12 protein-coding genes, 1 tRNA gene and 1 pseudogene are annotated in these 14,888 nt (G+C 59.1%); 4 read left to right on the top strand and 10 right to left on the bottom strand.

Annotation, left to right across the window (positions count from 1 at the left end; translation table 11 throughout):
• Window positions 1-108: 108 nt before the first annotated feature.
• Both ACJO2E_RS04190 and ACJO2E_RS04185 read right to left on the bottom strand, forming a co-directional pair.
• Window positions 109-1,698, bottom strand: coding sequence for a BCCT family transporter (locus ACJO2E_RS04190; protein WP_406962117.1), 1,590 nt, complete (start codon window positions 1,696-1,698; stop codon window positions 109-111).
• A 284-nt stretch (window positions 1,699-1,982) separates the two neighbouring features.
• Window positions 1,983-3,611, bottom strand: a complete 1,629-nt coding sequence (locus tag ACJO2E_RS04185; RefSeq protein WP_406962379.1) for an FMN-binding glutamate synthase family protein — start codon at window positions 3,609-3,611, stop codon at window positions 1,983-1,985.
• Between the two features lie 259 nt (window positions 3,612-3,870).
• On the opposite strand from ACJO2E_RS04185, the gene ACJO2E_RS04180 reads away from it, so the two are divergent.
• Window positions 3,871-3,947, top strand: a tRNA-Pro gene (locus ACJO2E_RS04180).
• Between the two features lie 83 nt (window positions 3,948-4,030).
• Here ACJO2E_RS04180 and ACJO2E_RS04175 read toward each other — a convergent pair.
• The gene (locus tag ACJO2E_RS04175; RefSeq protein WP_406962115.1) at window positions 4,031-4,630 is read right to left on the bottom strand and encodes a DJ-1/PfpI family protein; all 600 of its coding nucleotides are present in this window, start codon (window positions 4,628-4,630) and stop codon (window positions 4,031-4,033) included.
• 92 nt (window positions 4,631-4,722) lie between these two features.
• On the opposite strand from ACJO2E_RS04175, the gene ACJO2E_RS04170 reads away from it, so the two are divergent.
• Window positions 4,723-6,060 (top strand): aminotransferase-like domain-containing protein, encoded by a 1,338-nt coding sequence (locus ACJO2E_RS04170; protein WP_406962113.1) that lies wholly within the window; start codon window positions 4,723-4,725, stop codon window positions 6,058-6,060.
• Between the two features lie 9 nt (window positions 6,061-6,069).
• Here the strand turns inward: ACJO2E_RS04170 and rhuM are convergent.
• The 6 genes and pseudogenes from rhuM to djlA form a co-directional block, all read right to left on the bottom strand.
• A pseudogene (gene rhuM, locus ACJO2E_RS04165) lies at window positions 6,070-6,357 on the bottom strand (RhuM family protein); the annotation flags it as partial.
• Between the two features lie 12 nt (window positions 6,358-6,369).
• On the bottom strand, window positions 6,370-7,581 hold the full coding sequence (gene arsJ, locus ACJO2E_RS04160; RefSeq protein ID WP_406962111.1) for an organoarsenical effux MFS transporter ArsJ: 1,212 nt from the start codon (window positions 7,579-7,581) through the stop codon (window positions 6,370-6,372).
• A 1-nt stretch (window position 7,582) separates the two neighbouring features.
• On the bottom strand, window positions 7,583-8,587 hold the full coding sequence (locus tag ACJO2E_RS04155; RefSeq protein WP_406962109.1) for an ArsJ-associated glyceraldehyde-3-phosphate dehydrogenase: 1,005 nt from the start codon (window positions 8,585-8,587) through the stop codon (window positions 7,583-7,585).
• A 15-nt stretch (window positions 8,588-8,602) separates the two neighbouring features.
• On the bottom strand, window positions 8,603-9,634 hold the full coding sequence (gene arsB / locus ACJO2E_RS04150) for an ACR3 family arsenite efflux transporter (protein WP_406962107.1): 1,032 nt from the start codon (window positions 9,632-9,634) through the stop codon (window positions 8,603-8,605).
• On the bottom strand, window positions 9,634-10,401 hold the full coding sequence (locus ACJO2E_RS04145) for a metalloregulator ArsR/SmtB family transcription factor (RefSeq protein ID WP_406962105.1): 768 nt from the start codon (window positions 10,399-10,401) through the stop codon (window positions 9,634-9,636). The genes arsB and ACJO2E_RS04145 overlap by 1 nt, the downstream gene beginning before the upstream one ends.
• Before the next feature lie 234 nt (window positions 10,402-10,635).
• Window positions 10,636-11,415 carry a co-chaperone DjlA gene (gene djlA, locus ACJO2E_RS04140; protein WP_406962103.1) on the bottom strand — a complete coding sequence of 260 codons (780 nt, stop codon included), beginning with the start codon at window positions 11,413-11,415 and terminating at the stop codon, window positions 10,636-10,638.
• Window positions 11,416-11,568: 153 nt separating this feature from the next.
• Here djlA and ACJO2E_RS04135 point away from each other — a divergent pair, with 153 nt between their 5' ends.
• Window positions 11,569-12,588 carry a CNNM domain-containing protein gene (locus ACJO2E_RS04135; protein ID WP_406962101.1) on the top strand — a complete coding sequence of 340 codons (1,020 nt, stop codon included), beginning with the start codon at window positions 11,569-11,571 and terminating at the stop codon, window positions 12,586-12,588.
• Window positions 12,589-12,728: 140 nt separating this feature from the next.
• Here the strand turns inward: ACJO2E_RS04135 and ACJO2E_RS04130 are convergent, their stop codons facing one another.
• Entirely contained in the window at window positions 12,729-13,913 is a 1,185-nt protein-coding gene (locus ACJO2E_RS04130; protein ID WP_406962099.1) for a TAXI family TRAP transporter solute-binding subunit, read from the bottom strand.
• 247 nt (window positions 13,914-14,160) lie between these two features.
• Between ACJO2E_RS04130 and ACJO2E_RS04125 the strand changes: the two genes are divergently transcribed.
• Complete coding sequence (locus tag ACJO2E_RS04125) at window positions 14,161-14,859, top strand: TetR/AcrR family transcriptional regulator (RefSeq protein ID WP_406962097.1); 699 nt, start codon at window positions 14,161-14,163, stop codon at window positions 14,857-14,859.
• Window positions 14,860-14,888 lie beyond the last annotated feature (29 nt).

Below are 14,888 nucleotides of genomic sequence, written 5' to 3'. Positions count from 1 at the left end.
CACCACCTTCCCGGGTAACCTGACCGGTCGTTCCTGGCCTTCTGCCATACTTCAGGCACAAAAAAACCGGAGCCGAAGCTCCGGTTTTTCTGTTAATGGCAAGTGCCGCTACAGCTTGCCTTCCGCCAGCAACAGCTTGCGCTCGTGACTGAGGCCCTTGAACAGCCCCCAGCACATCACCAGCAGGATAGCGGTAAACGGCAAGCCGGCACTGATGGCCGTGGCCTGGATGGCGCCAAGGGCATCGGCACCACCACCGAAGATCAGCGCGGCGGCAATGGCGCCCTCCATCACTACCCAGAACACACGCTGGGCAGTCGGCGCATCGGTCTTGCCACCGGCCGTGATGCTGTCGATCACCAGGGAGCCGGAATCCGATGAGGTTACGAAGAAGACCAATACCAGCACGATACCAATGAACGAGATGATGCCGGTCATGGGCAGATTCTCGAACATCTGGAACATCGCCAGAGACACATCGGTCAGACCGTCCTCAGCCAGCACGCCAACGCCACCCTGGATCTGCTCCAGCGCGGTACCGCCAAAGCCGCTCATCCAGACAACGGTAATCAGAGTCGGAATAATCAGCACGGCGGTGATGAATTCGCGAACCGTACGGCCACTGGATACACGCGCGATGAACATACCCACGAATGGTGACCAGGAAATCCACCAGGCCCAGTAGAACACGGTCCAGCCATGGAACCAGGTTTCATCCTCGCGCCCGAACGGATTACTCAGAGGCAGCGCCTGGGTCACATAGGTGGACGACGTAATCCACAGGTACTCGATAATGGCCATGGTGGGACCAGCGAAAATGATAAAGAACAGCAGGATCGCCGCCAGAATCATGTTCAGGTTACTGAGAATCTTGACGCCGCCATCCAGGCCACGCAGCACCGAGATCAGCGCCACACAGGTAACCCCGGTGATAATCGCCATCTGCACGTTGATACTGGCGGACGTTCCGAACAGGTAGTCCAGACCGGACGCTGCCTGCTGGGCGCCAAAACCGAGGGAGGTCGCCAGACCGAAGATGGTGGCCAGTACCGCCAGGATATCGATGATATGACCCGGCCAGCCCCATACACGATCACGCAGCAGCGGGAAGAACGCAGACCGGATGGTCAGCGGCATGCCCTTGTTGAAGGCAAAAAACGCCAGTGACAGCGCGACCACCGCATAAACCGCCCAGGGGTGCAGGCCCCAATGGTACATGGTACCGCCCATGGCCATGCGAGCCCCTTCCGGGGTATTCGGCTCCGCGTTAAGCGGTGTGCCATACCAGTCGGTGTAATAGGCCACCGGCTCGGCCACGGCCCAGAACATCAGGCCGATACCCATACCGGCGGCAAACAGCATGGCGAACCATGACATGGTTGAGAACTCGGGCTTGGCATCCGGTCCGCCCAGTCGGATCTTGCCCACCGGCATGAAGATCAGGGCGATACAGAACACCACGAAGATGTTCGCACTGATTATGAAGAACCAGTCGAAGTTATTGATAATCGCCAGTTTCGTCCCGTCCAGCACCTCTTTGGCCTGAGCGGGAAACATAAGCGTGCCCACCACGAATACGACCACTAGGATCGCTGTGATGGGAAACACCGGAGCATGAATGTCCAGGCCAAACTTGTTGATGTTGTCCTGGCCTGCCACGTAGTCGGTCTGGTACTCGTCTTTGACAACCTCGCCCACTGTGGAGCCTCCCATAGACTGTGACTTTGTAGATTTGCCGGGACCGGGCGGCCCCAAAGCGTTACGACGGCGTAATTTTATTGTTTTGAACTCTAAGAATCAAAGAACTGCGATAATTCAGGCCTCTATACCGCTATCGCGCTCCATGGCCCGTCCTGTCACGCCATGATGGGCGCCGGGACGCAGTGACGTTTTTAAGCATAGTACAAGGTTGGGGAATCATCCTTTTACGCCTTACAAACCTGTATCACCAAACAGGGGATCCTTAGCCGCCCGATCCCCGTCTAGTGAATCTTGGTTTCCCTGAGCTTGATAACGAACTCCGGCGGATCGAAGCTGTCGGACCTCGCCAGCTCCCAGTACTTGCTGAATACACCGTGCTGCAGCTCACCACCGTTGACCAGGACGCCGGGCTCCAGAAACGGATACAGGTCCATATACGAGTGCACCGTGGTCTTGCTCACCCGCCTGACAATATGCTCCGGCCCCAGCTCCGAGGGGTGTCTCAACCCTGCAGCCCCCAGCAGGTTGGCCAGGGCATTCATGGTATTGCGGTGGAAATTGGCCACCCGAACGCTCTTGTCGGCCACATCCAGCTTGCCGCCCCTGAGGGCGTCCTGGGTGGCGACACCACTGGGACAGCGCCCGGTGTGGCAGTTCAGCGCCTGGATACAGCCCAGGGCGAACATATAGCCCCTTGCCGCGTTGCACCAGTCCGCCCCCAGCGCCAGTATCCGGGCAATATTGAAGGCAGAGGTGATCTTGCCGGCGGCGCCAATGGCAATATGCTCCCGAAGGTTGGCCCCCACCAGGGAGTTATGGACCAGCAGCAGCGCCTCAATCAACGGCATGCCCAGGCGATTGATGAATTCCAGCGGGGCGGCCCCGGTACCACCCTCTCCGCCATCCACCACGATAAAGTCCGGATGCCGACCGGTTGCCAGCATGGCCTTGACGATGGCAAACCATTCCCATGGATGCCCGATGGCGAGTTTGAAGCCCACCGGCTTGCCCCCGGACAGATCCCGCAGCCGGTCGACGAACTCCAGCAATTCCACCGGTGTCGAGAACGCGGAATGGGCCGGTGGCGACACCACATCCTCGCCAACCGGCACCCCCCTGGCCTTTGCGATTTCCGCCGTCACCTTGGCGCCGGGCAATATCCCGCCGTGGCCCGGTTTGGCACCCTGGGACAACTTGATCTCAATCATCTTCACCTGATCCAGGGTGGCATTCTGCACGAATTTTTCTTCACTGAAGGTGCCATCGTCATTCCGGCACCCGAAGTAACCAGAGCCGATTTCCCATACCAGGTCACCACCGGGCTCCCGATGGTACCGGGAAATGGAGCCTTCCCCGGTATCGTGATAGAAGCCGCCCATCTGCGCGCCTTTGTTGAGGGACAGAATCGCATTGGCAGACAGGGAACCAAAACTCATGGCGGAAATATTGAACACACTGGCGCTGTACGGCTTCTTGCAGCGCGCCCCGACAGTGATGCGAAAATCGGAATCCTGGATAGCCACAGGCCGGATCGAGTGGTCCATCCACTCGAACCCCTCCCCCGCCATATCCAGCTGCGAGCCGAAGGGGCGCTTGTCCAGCACATCCTTGGCACGTTGATAGACAAGGGCTCGCTGTTCCCGGGAGAAGGGTCTTTCTTCGGTGTCCGACTGGATAAAGTACTGGCGAATCTCAGGCCCGATGGATTCCAGAAAATAGCGGAAATGAGCCAGGATCGGATAGTTGCGGCTGACCGTGCGCCGACGCTGCACCAGGTCCCAGACCCCCACTATCACCAGCGCCAGGAATACCAGCGCCAGCACCAGCAACTCCGGCAACCAGAAGGCCAGGGGCAAGGTAAACAACAACCCGACAATACTCAGGACAAAGACGCCATAGCGCAACGGCATGGACCAGTGTGCAATTTTCAAGAACCGCCTCCGAATCAGCCCCAGGAAAATCTTTTATAATCATGGGATTCTACAGGTCACTACGCAAATGTCATGGCCACGGACCAGACTGGCAGGATTTCCGCACAATGCCTCCACAGAGTGTTTATTTTTCCAAACGGCTAGTGTAGACTTCGCTCCCGCTAAGCCAGTGAGGGAAACCAACCTGGCCCGGAAGCCACGGGAGCCCGGCTCCTGAACACGGTTTTCGGATGCAATTCGGGGCGTAGCGCAGCTTGGTAGCGCATCTGCATGGGGTGCAGAGGGTCGCAGGTTCAAATCCTGCCGTCCCGACCAACATAAAGGCCGTCATTTCAATACGTTGATGACGGCCTTTTTTATGCCTGGCACATTTCTGGCACACTTTTCTTTGCTTGCCCCTAGCCCAGATAAGGCATGACATTGGCCGACATCCGGTCAATGTACTCAGCCTTCTCACCAACTGGCGCCACATAATGCATTGCGCCGCAGGCAGCATCAATGCCGACCAGGTGGGCGATGACCCAACTTGCGAGATACTGAGAGGCCAAGCAGCCACCTGATGTGGCGATATTTCCCTTGGCAAAGAAAGGTTGATCAAGCACTTCAACTCCAGCGTCCTGCAACCAGGGTTTGGTCGTCAAATCAGTGCAGACTGGCATGGCTTCCAACAACCCGAGTGCCGACAAAACCAGGCTACCAGAGCACTGGGCACCAACCAGTTGTCGCTCAGGATCCAGCTTGAATTGAGACATCAGGTTTGTGTCCGCCACCACTTCCCTGGTCTTGAGACCACTACCGACCAGTACCGCGTCCGCCTCGCCCACGTCGGCGAGGGATGCCTGTGCTTCAACTGACACACCATTCATTGACACAACACGGGCTGTTGGAGATGCAATAGAGACTCGCCAATCCGGCCTTTTAACGCGATTGAGAATGCCAAACGCAATCAACGAGTCGAGTTCGTTGAAACCATCAAATGTCAGTATGACGGTGTGCATGGGGTGCTGCCTCCATTTCGGGTTGCATGAAGCCACGCATCGTAGGCAGCATATGCAGTACAATCAAATTATTGTAATGGATACAATCCAGCATGCCCCGAGCTCGCTATAAGCAGGTCGTCGACACGTTTGTCACAAGAATCCGTTCCGGGGAGCTGCGTCCGGGCGATCGTTTACCAACTCACCGCCAACTTGCCAGCGAACATCGACTGGCCTTGGCTACCGCTTCGCGAGTGTATGCAGAACTCGAAGCTATGGGTTTGGTGAGTGGTGAAACCGGACGTGGCACTTTTGTTCGGGAGATCTCGCTACCACCAGGCCTCGGCGTCGACCAACAAGCGGCCGCCAATGACATAGTCGATCTCAACTTCAACTACCCATCGTTACCAGAGCAGGCGGAACTGTTACGTACGGCGCTACGGCAACTATCGACGTCAGGAGACCTGGACGCCTTCCTACGCTACCAGCCCCATGCTGGACGAATGCATGAGAGAGAGATCGTAGCAGCCCACCTGATCGACCGGGGCCTCCATGTGGATCCCTGCAATCTTCTGCTCGTCGACGGGGCCCAGCATGGTCTGACGACGACAATGATGTCATTACTTAAGACCGGCGATGTCGTGGCCACCGATGCCCTGACCTACCCGGGAATGAAGGTGCTTGCCGACAGTCTTGGTCTGGAGCTGGCAGCCGTTCCTACCCTTGGCTCAGGGCCAGATCTGGAAGCGTTGGAGAGGCTTTGCCAGCGGCGGCGGGTCCAAGCGATTTATACCCAGCCCACTGTGCATAACCCACTCGGGTGGGTGATGGACATTGAGCAGCGGAACGCGTTGGTCGAACTGGCCAGACGACACAACTTGATCCTTATCGAGGATGCCCCATACGCTTTCCTTGAGCCCCATTCACCACCGCCAATAGCCGCGCTGGCACCAGAACGAACCGTCTATGTTTCAGGCTTTTCAAAAAGCGTTGCGACTGGACTGCGCGTCGGTTTCGTGACAGCTCCTGGAGAGTGGATCCCGCGGATTGAACGGGCCATTCGCGCGACAACCTGGAATACGCCAGGCGTTATGACTGCGATTGCCTGTGGGTGGGTTGAGGACGGGACCGTCAATCGACTCGAAGCGGCCAAAAGAAAGGATGCGGCAGCAAGACAGGTGGTCGCATTAGAGACACTTCAGGGAATGGACGTTATCTCGCACCCAGCGTCATACTTCCTTTGGCTTCCGCTGCTGGAGGAAGTCCGAGCCGACCGGGTGGTGCGTGAGCTTCTCGATCATGGCATTCTGGTTTCAACGGCCGCCCCCTTCGCCACGTCGGCCCAGCCCCCACAAGCAATTCGCATCGCGCTTGGTTCGGTCGAACTGAATATTCTACGACGTTCGCTGGCGACCATTCGGCAAATCGTTGAATACCATGCCTTTGGATGACTCACAGCCGTAGCGTTGCAGAGGAAGAAAGGTCTGGGCGTAGCGGCTAACGATGTCCACCAGCCCCCTGCCACTGCTGGCATCCAGCGCAGGGCTCTGGGCGGCCTTGCGCACCAGGGTCAAAGCCGCTTCCAGTTCCTGGGCGTTTTCTTCAAAGCGCTGGCGGTTGAGCGTCCAGCCTCGGGTCAGGTGTTCACGTAGAACACGGGTAGCCCATATTCGGAACTGAGTTGCACGGGCAGAACTGATTCGATAGCCCACGGAAATCACCGCATCCAGACTGTAATGCTTCCGCTTATGTTTGACCTCTCAACCAGCTGCTGATCGCTCCACCGCAACCGCATCCGTAGACGGCAGCATCAGCGCCAACCCCGCCGCCAAGGCCACAAATCCGGCAGACACCCACAGGCAGGCCTCCAGACCATAAGCCTGATAGACCCAGCCGGAAAGTACCGTTCCTGCCAGGCGGCCGGCCGCATTCGACATATAGTAGAAGCCGACGTCCAGCGACACACCATCGCCCCGGGCGTAACGGACGATCAGGTAGCTATGCAGTGATGAGTTGATGGCGAACAGCACGCCAAACAGTAGCAACCCGCCGATGACCACCACCCGCGGTGACCAGTCCGCCATCAGGCCCACGGCAATAGCAACCGGCACCAGCGCCAGGAGGGAGGCCCAGGCAAAGGCGGCCTGGCGGCCCTCGCCGTGCCCCGTGATTCGGGGGGCGACGGTCTGGATGAAGCCATAGCCGATAACCCAACTGGCCATAAAGCCGCCTACCTTCCAGAAATCCCAGCCGAATACGGTGTGCAGGTACACCGGTAGTGCCACCACAAACCAGACATCCCGGGCACCAAACAGGAACAGCCGCGCTGCGGACAGTACGTTGATAGCCCGACTCTTGGAGAAGATATCGGTGAATTTCGGCCTGGCCTTGCTCCGCCCCAGATCCTGGCCCAGCAGGACGAGGCTGGACAGCCAGATCACCACCAGCGCTGCCGCCATGATGAGGACCGCTCCCCGGAAACCCACCGCCATCAGCAGCACGCCCCCCAGGAAGAAGCCGACACCCTTCAGGGTATTCTTGGAGCCGGTGAGGATCGCCACCCACTGGTACAGCCTGCCCTGCTGCTCATGGGGCACCAGCAACTTGATGCCACTCTTGGCGGACATCTTGTTCAGGTCCTTGGCGACGCCGGACAGGGCCTGGGCGGCCATCACCCAGGGCACGGTGAGTGCGGCGGCCGGAACCGCCAGCATACCCAGCGCCACAATCTGCAGGAACAGACCCAGATTCATGGTGCGGTTGAGACCCATGCGGGCCCCCAGGTAACCGCCCACCAGATTGGTCACCACCCCGAAGAACTCGTAGAAGATAAACAGCAGGGCGATTTCCAGGGGCGAGTAGCCCAACTGGTGGAAATGCAGCACCACCAGCATCCGCAAGGCACCATCCGTCAGCGTAAAGGCCCAGTAGTTGCCAGTAATCACCAGGTACTGTCGGACAGCGGCATCCATATCAGGCGCTGCCCACCTTGCGAACCAGCTCTGCGGTACGGTTGGCGTATCCCCATTCGTTGTCATACCAGGCGTACAGTTTCACCTGGGTGCCGTTAACCACCATGGTGGACAGGGCATCAACAATGGACGACCGGGGGTCTGTCTTGTAGTCGATGGACACCAGCGGGCGTTCCTCGTAGCCGAGGATACCTTTGAGCTCCCCTTCCGCGGCCTCCCTGAGCAGCCGGTTGACCTCATCCCGATCCGTCGCCCGCTCCACCTCGAACACACAGTCCGTGAGCGAGGCATTGGTCAGCGGCACCCGCACGGCATGGCCATCCAGACGCCCTTTCAACTCCGGGAAGATCTCGATGATTGCGGTGGCAGAGCCCGTGGTGGTGGGAATCAGCGAGCTGCCGCAGGCCCGGGCCCGCCGCAGGTCCTTATGGGGCGCGTCAAGAATGGTCTGGGTGTTGGTCAAACTGTGGATGGTAGTGATGGAGCCATGGCGGATACCCAGTTGCTCATGGATCACCTTGACCACCGGCGCCAGGCAGTTGGTGGTGCAGGATGCGGCGGTGACAATCCGGTCCGTCGCCGGGTCGAACACATCATCGTTTACGCCCAGGACAATGTTCCTGACCCCCTTTTCCTTGACCGGCGCAGAGACCACCACTCGCCCTACCCCCTGGTCCAGGTAGGCCTGCAGTTTGTCGAGCGTCTTCATGGCGCCGCTGGACTCGATCACCACATCACAGCCGGACCAGTCGGTCTCGCCGATAGTCCGGCTATGGGTGACTGTTACCCGTTTGCCGTCGATCACCATATCGCCGCCGTCCGCGGTGGCATCACGATCCCAGCGACCATGGACGCTGTCGAACATCAGCAGATGCGCCAGGCTTTCCACATCCGCCCCGGGGTCGTTGACCGCCACGAATTCCAGCTCCGGCCATTCCCAGGCTGCACGTAACGCCAGGCGACCGATGCGGCCAAATCCGTTGATACCGACCTTGATCTTGCTCATGGTGTACTCCTTGATTCAGGTTGCGGCCGATGCCGCCGGAAACCAGTGTCTCGTGCGATTCGCAAAGGCAACCAGCGACAGCATGACCGGCACCTCCACCAGCACCCCAACCACCGTGGCCAGCGCCGCCCCCGACGTCAGCCCGAACAGGCTGATAGCCACCGCAACTGCCAGTTCAAAGAAGTTCGAGGTGCCAATCAGCCCTGCCGGGGCCGCCACGTTGTGGGGCAGCCGCATTTTCCGGGCAGCCAGGTATGCAATGAAAAAGATGCCGTAACTCTGGATTAGCAGTGGAATGGCAATTAATCCAATGGCAAGAGGATTGTCCAGGATACGATCCGCCTGCAGGCCGAACAGCAGGGTTACGGTTGCCAGCAGCCCAAGAACCGTGGTCGGCTTGCTGTGGGCCAGCCAGGTGTCCAGCCGCTGCTCACCACGGCGCAGGAGATAGCGCCGGGTAACTATGCCGGCGATCAGGGGCGCCACCACGTACAGCAAAACGGAGAGCAACAGGGTCTGCCAGGGCACGGTGATGGACGATAGCCCCAGCAGGAAGGCGGCGATGGGGGCAAAGGCAAAGATCATGATGAGATCGTTCACCGACACCTGTACCAGCGTGTACCCGGAATCTCCCCGGGTCAGGTGACTCCAGATGAACACCATGGCCGTACAGGGGGCCACGCCCAGCAGGATCATGCCGGCGATATACTCGTTGGCCGTGGCCGGATCCACCAGGCCGGCAAAGAAGACCCGGAAGAACAACCAGCCCAGCGCCGCCATGGTAAAGGGCTTGACCAGCCAGTTGATCACCAGCGTCAGGAACAACCCCTGAGGCCTGCGACCCACATTGCGGATGGCGGTAAAATCCACCTGCACCATCATCGGGTAGATCATGGCCCAGATGAACACCGCCACCACCAGGTTGACATGGGCGTAGGTGAATCCCGCCAGCACCTCGAACAGACCCGGCATAAAGGTGCCGGACACAATACCAAGGACAATGGCCAGCGCCACCCAGAGACTGAGATAACGTTCGAAAATCCCCATCAGGCACAATCCGCCTTGACGGGACGATCCGGCATGGCCGCCAGTCGTTTCATTTCCTCGTCGATTCGCCCGCCATTGGCCTCGGCGGCTTCACCGATCATCCGTTCCACCCACCGAGGCAAGCGGCTGTGTAATTGATAGTAGATCCACTGCCCCCGGCGCTCGCCTTCCAGAAGACCGGCATCACGGAGAATGGCAAGGTGCCGGCTGACCTTGGGTTGGGGTGCGTCCAGTGCCGCCGTCAGCTCACAGACACAAAGCTCCTGGTGCGCCCTGATCAACAGGATCATCGACAGCCGACTCTCATCCCCCAGTGCCTTGAAGACCGTCACCGGATCATAGCCGGGCGATTGCCCCCCTGTCTCCTTCTGGTGAACGGTGACAAACAGGGCGAGCCGTTCACGCAGCTCCCCCAGCGTGAGGGCGAAGGTGGAGTAGCGCCCGGACGGCGACGGATCAGCGAAATCCCAGGCAATCTGCTGGGCGGAGGGGCAGACGGTGCCACATTCCTTTTCGGCGCGTTCGCACAGGGTGATGACGTAGTCCCATTTATCGCCCTGCACCTCGGACAGTGGCTTGCTTCTGAGCCCATCCGTGGGTATCCCCGCCTCCTGCAGTACCCGCAGGGCCATGGGGTGCGGCGAATCGGGATGGGTACCAGCGCTGGCCACCTCGAAAGCGTCACCGGCCAGGTCTCTCAGTAAGGCCTCTGCCATCAGGGATCGGGCGCTGTTGGCAGTACAGACGAAAAGGATTCGGCGTTGCATTGGGCTCACCAGATATACGGAACATGATATATTTGAAATTCAGTATATATAGGCGAAACCAGCTACTCAAGATGAAATTATGGAGGATTTTCAAACCAATCCTGAGGAGGGAGGACTCAAAGCATTCGATTTATCGAATATTCAAATATACGAAAGATCAATTGACCAGCCATCCATGGCGCGATGCGCACGGTCGATGGCCCGACACGCGCACGAACAGGAGCGCTAAAACAGTCAGGCGGATTTTGTCCTGGCCTGCTTGACGACATCGTAGGCGTGACTGATCTCCCGGGTCCGTTCCTCGGCCATTTCCCGCATACTCTCGGGCAAGCCGCGACCAGCCAGTTTGTCCGGGTGATTCTCGCTCATCAGTTTGCGATAGGCGCGCTTGAGTTCAGCGTCGCCGACAGAGGGACTGACACCCAGGGTCTTGTAGGCATCGTCAATCTGCTGTGCAGTGGAATAATTACCAGCCCCGGATGCACCCGCCCGGGCCCCCCTCAGGGTTGCTTCAAGCTGCTCCACCATACTGTCCGGCAGGCCCAGGCCGCGGGCGATACGCACCAGCATCTCGTGCTCTGCCGGATGAACCTCACCGTCGGCGGACACCGCCGATACCTGCACCTGCAGGAACATCTGCAGCAGGGCGGGCTGACCACCGCAAACCTGGCGAAACCTCTGCAGCTCAGCGTCCAGATCGAAATCCGCCGACTTGCCCCGGTTGAAGGCGGCCTTGGCCGTCTCCCGCTGGGTTGCATTGAGGTGGAAACGGTCGAACATGGCCTCCGCCATCTGGATCTCGTTGCGGGTGACCACACCATCAGCCTTGCTCACCGCCCCCATTACGGCAAATACCGACTCCACGAAACCGGACTGGAGGTCCCGCAGACGGCCCACCAGCTTGCTCTTCAGGCGATTGAACAGGAACGCCCCGACAGCCCCCCCGATGATCAGGCCCGGAAACTTTCCAAAGGCGTATCCAATGGCAGCACCCAACAGAATGGCAAACAGCATGCTTTTCATCCCTTCGTGTAAGTTTTTCGCACTATACCGATTTTTTCACCGATTCTCCCGGCCCCACCCAGGCTGGCAGAGATCGACCGGAAGGCTTCACACCGGGGTACCAGGGCGATACCATTCAGCTTTCTTCCTCCTGACAGGGCCTGCATGACACTCCTGATTCTCTTTGCCGTTCTCTCTATCGGCTTTTCATTCCTGTGTTCAATTCTCGAGGCTGCACTGCTATCCATCACCCCGAGCTATATAGCGTCCCTGGGGAAGGACCATCCCACCCTGTTTGTCCGCCTGCGTAAACTCAAGGACGAAATCGACGATCCGCTGTCGGCCATCCTGACCCTGAACACCATCGCCCATACCGTGGGCGCCACCGGCGTAGGGGCCCAGGTCACCGTGGTGTTTGGTGAGGCCTGGCTGGGCGCCGCCTCCGCCGCCATGACCCTGGCCATCCTCATACTATCGGAAATCATTCCCAAGACCATCGGCGCCAAGTACTGGCGGACGATTGCACCGGCGCTGCCTTCCATTCTCGGCTTCATGATGAAGGCCCTACTGCCATTTGTCTGGCTGTCCAAGCAGGTGACCCGCCGCCTCACCTCCACGGAGGAAGAAACCGATGTGCGGGGTGAAATCAGCGCCCTGGCGGAAATCGGCCGGGACCAGCAGGCGCTGGATGAAGACGAGAGACGGATCATCCAGAACGTGCTGCGCTTCCACGAGATCAAGGTCAGCGCTGTCATGACGCCGCGCACGGTGTGCAAGACAATAACTCCGGACACCACCCTCGATGAGTTCCTGCATAAAGTTCGCAACACGCCCTTCTCTCGCTTCCCCGTTCTAGACGAAGACTGGGAGGCCCTGGGCTATATCCACAAGGCTGACCTGATCACCCTGGACGAGAACACCCCATTGATGGATAACCTGCGCCAGGTCATGCGGGTCAAGGCCAACACCAACATAGAGTACCTGTTCTCCGAAATGCTCAGGGAACGCCAGCACATGGCCGTGGTCTACGACGAACTGGGCACCTGGCTGGGTATTGTTACGCTGGAGGACCTGCTGGAAACCCTGCTGGGCACCGAGATCATGGATGAGACCGACAATGTCTCCAACCTGCGCCGTTACGCCAAGCAACGCTGGAGCCGCAAGCTCCGCCAGCGGGGGCAGTAGCGCCACCGGATCACCGGGGGGGGGGCAGCGGACGAACGGGACCGTTCGCCATCGGGATAGTCATTAATCGAGAAAGTTGTTAATCGGGGAGAGTCCGCCCGACAGGCGATACAGCCACCTGCCGGGCGTAGGTCGGCGGGTCAGAGACGCGAGCTGAAGCCTTCCAGCCCTTCGGTGTGTTTGTTGAAGATAGCCATGTACTCCTCACTGTCCGGGTCCGGCACAATCCTTTGGTCCCGGGCCTCAGCGAGGGCCGCTTCTCGGGCGCTGATCCACCGGTCCATCTTCTCGATGGCTTCCTGGTTGGCAGCTTCGTCCTCCTCGGTCCACTCCCCGATTTCCTTCAGGTACCGCACGGTGCCTTCATGTACCGGGATGGACGACCGATCCAGGAACGTCCTGAACACGTCCATGCTCATGCGGGTCGCCAGGCCATGGGTGCCCTTGTAGTCGTCATAGGACTGGTGGAACCATTTGGCCATGGCATAGGCGAAATCGTCATCGGCATCGGCGGGAACCGCGTAGACAAAGTTGGACGTCAGACCACCCACCCCCTTGGCCGAGGACACACCGAAGTTGATGGTGGTGGGAATGGACATGGGTGAGTGCTCCAGAAAACGAGCCCAGCTTTCCTTGTTGTCGACGTCCATCTCCAGCCAACGGATGCCACCCGGAGCGCCTTCCATCTCCGACAGCACGGAACTGATCGGTGAGCACCAGGCAACGTCCGCCTTACCCTCAACAACGGAACGGCAATTCTCTACGTAGCTGCTGGCCGGGACATACTCGAACGTCTCCCCCGCCTCCGACTCGGAGAGCCCGAGGTAGGAAGGCATAGCCTTGCGCACGGTCGTTGTCATGGGCGGCGAAAAGGCCCCCTGGGCAACCCGGATACCGTCGGCTTCCAGATCCTCAATGGTGTTCAGGTCCGAATCACCGGATACCACAAAGCCCCATGGGGTGTCGTTGTGGTGCCAAACCAGGCGCTGCGCGACCGGCTTGGTGGCGGCATAGGCATCAATCCCCTGGATCTGGAAACGCATCTCGGCGGCGGAGACCGAGCTCATGGTCATATCCCGCCGATCCGTCAGGCGCTTGTAACGTTGTGTCTCACTGTCTTCCGGCACGATTCGGGCAGCCGAATCAGTCTGCTCCTGGAAGATCGCAGCCCACCCGTTGGTGGAGGCAAAGCTGCCGGTCTGGGTGCCGGGGGTGCCGATCACCAGCAATCGGGGCAAGGCGTCATTGTCGGCATGGGCAACACCCACCGACCCAAGGGCTACCGCGAAGGAAAGCAGGGCAGGCTGCAAGAAACGGGATCGCATTATGTTATCTCCAAGTCCTATTGTTGTTTTTGATGTCATTGTGCGGTGACGGACAATCGCCCACCATCCTGACAACTGTCAGATTAGCCCCCAATGGATGATTAATCAAAGAACGGTTCAATCAGGCTGGCCTGCACATCTGATGGTCGTGCCGGCGCTGCGAACTAAAGCGGGAACTCATCCGGTTTTTCATTTCAATCAGGTAGGTTTACACTAAACTGACAAATGTCAGGATATTGATGCCACTATGCAGAATAACAACACCCCGACCGAATCAACCTCCCCGGAACTTGCCGAAGCAAGCATGACCGGCATCCAGAACACCACCCTGGTTGAACAGCGCCGGGACCAGATCTGCGAAGCCGCGCTGGAGCTGTTTCTGCAGAAGGGGTTTGCCTCCACCACCATCCGCGATATCTGCGCGCGCTCCGGCGTCAACCAGGCCAGTATCTATGACTATATCGCCAACAAGAACGACATCCTGCGCCGACTTCTGAACAAGATGTGGTTCCGCTCCGGAGCCCCGAACCTGTACGACCTGCTGGAAGAGCATCCGGACAGACCCCTCAAGGAGAATGTTGCCATCTACCTGAAGGAGGTCTGGGCCAAGAAGCGCAAAGGCACGCTGCTGGCCTACAGAACCGTTCCTCACCTGACAAAACCTGACCGCAAGGCCATGCGTGAACGGGATGCAAGGGTGATTGGGGAACTGGCCGGTCAAATACGGCACCTGACGGAATTGCCGGACGATGATCCGAGGGCCCAGGTGGTTGCCAACCTGGTTATCTTCCTGGGTGGCTTTGGCCCCCTCAGGGACTGGCTGCACACGGATCTGGACAGCGACCTGGTGGCGGACACCGTTGCCACCGCCATTGTGGCGATGATCGAAAGCCTGACCAGCCATCCATCCACGGGAGCGGCTCAGCCCACCACAGACAGCGAATGAGCGAGTGCCGGCGCCTGAAGAACTGGCGC

Source organism: Marinobacter shunpengi (genome assembly GCF_045449695.1).
Lineage (GTDB): Bacteria > Pseudomonadota > Gammaproteobacteria > Pseudomonadales > Oleiphilaceae > Marinobacter.
This window is presented reverse-complemented; position numbering and strand designations above follow the sequence as displayed.

Coding starts and splice junctions, on each gene's coding strand:
- ACJO2E_RS04185 (WP_406962379.1), bottom strand. CDS start 3,611: ATGCCGTTGCGCTATGGCGTCTTTGTCCTGAGTATTGTCGGGTTGTTG.
- ACJO2E_RS04175 (WP_406962115.1), bottom strand. CDS start 4,630: ATGCACACCGTCATACTGACATTTGATGGTTTCAACGAACTCGACTCG.
- ACJO2E_RS04170 (WP_406962113.1), top strand. CDS start 4,723: ATGCCCCGAGCTCGCTATAAGCAGGTCGTCGACACGTTTGTCACAAGA.
- arsJ (WP_406962111.1), bottom strand. CDS start 7,581: ATGGATGCCGCTGTCCGACAGTACCTGGTGATTACTGGCAACTACTGG.
- ACJO2E_RS04155 (WP_406962109.1), bottom strand. CDS start 8,587: ATGAGCAAGATCAAGGTCGGTATCAACGGATTTGGCCGCATCGGTCGC.
- arsB (WP_406962107.1), bottom strand. CDS start 9,634: ATGGGGATTTTCGAACGTTATCTCAGTCTCTGGGTGGCGCTGGCCATT.
- ACJO2E_RS04145 (WP_406962105.1), bottom strand. CDS start 10,401: ATGCAACGCCGAATCCTTTTCGTCTGTACTGCCAACAGCGCCCGATCC.
- djlA (WP_406962103.1), bottom strand. CDS start 11,415: ATGCTGTTTGCCATTCTGTTGGGTGCTGCCATTGGATACGCCTTTGGA.
- ACJO2E_RS04135 (WP_406962101.1), top strand. CDS start 11,569: ATGACACTCCTGATTCTCTTTGCCGTTCTCTCTATCGGCTTTTCATTC.
- ACJO2E_RS04130 (WP_406962099.1), bottom strand. CDS start 13,913: ATGCGATCCCGTTTCTTGCAGCCTGCCCTGCTTTCCTTCGCGGTAGCC.
- ACJO2E_RS04125 (WP_406962097.1), top strand. CDS start 14,161: ATGCAGAATAACAACACCCCGACCGAATCAACCTCCCCGGAACTTGCC.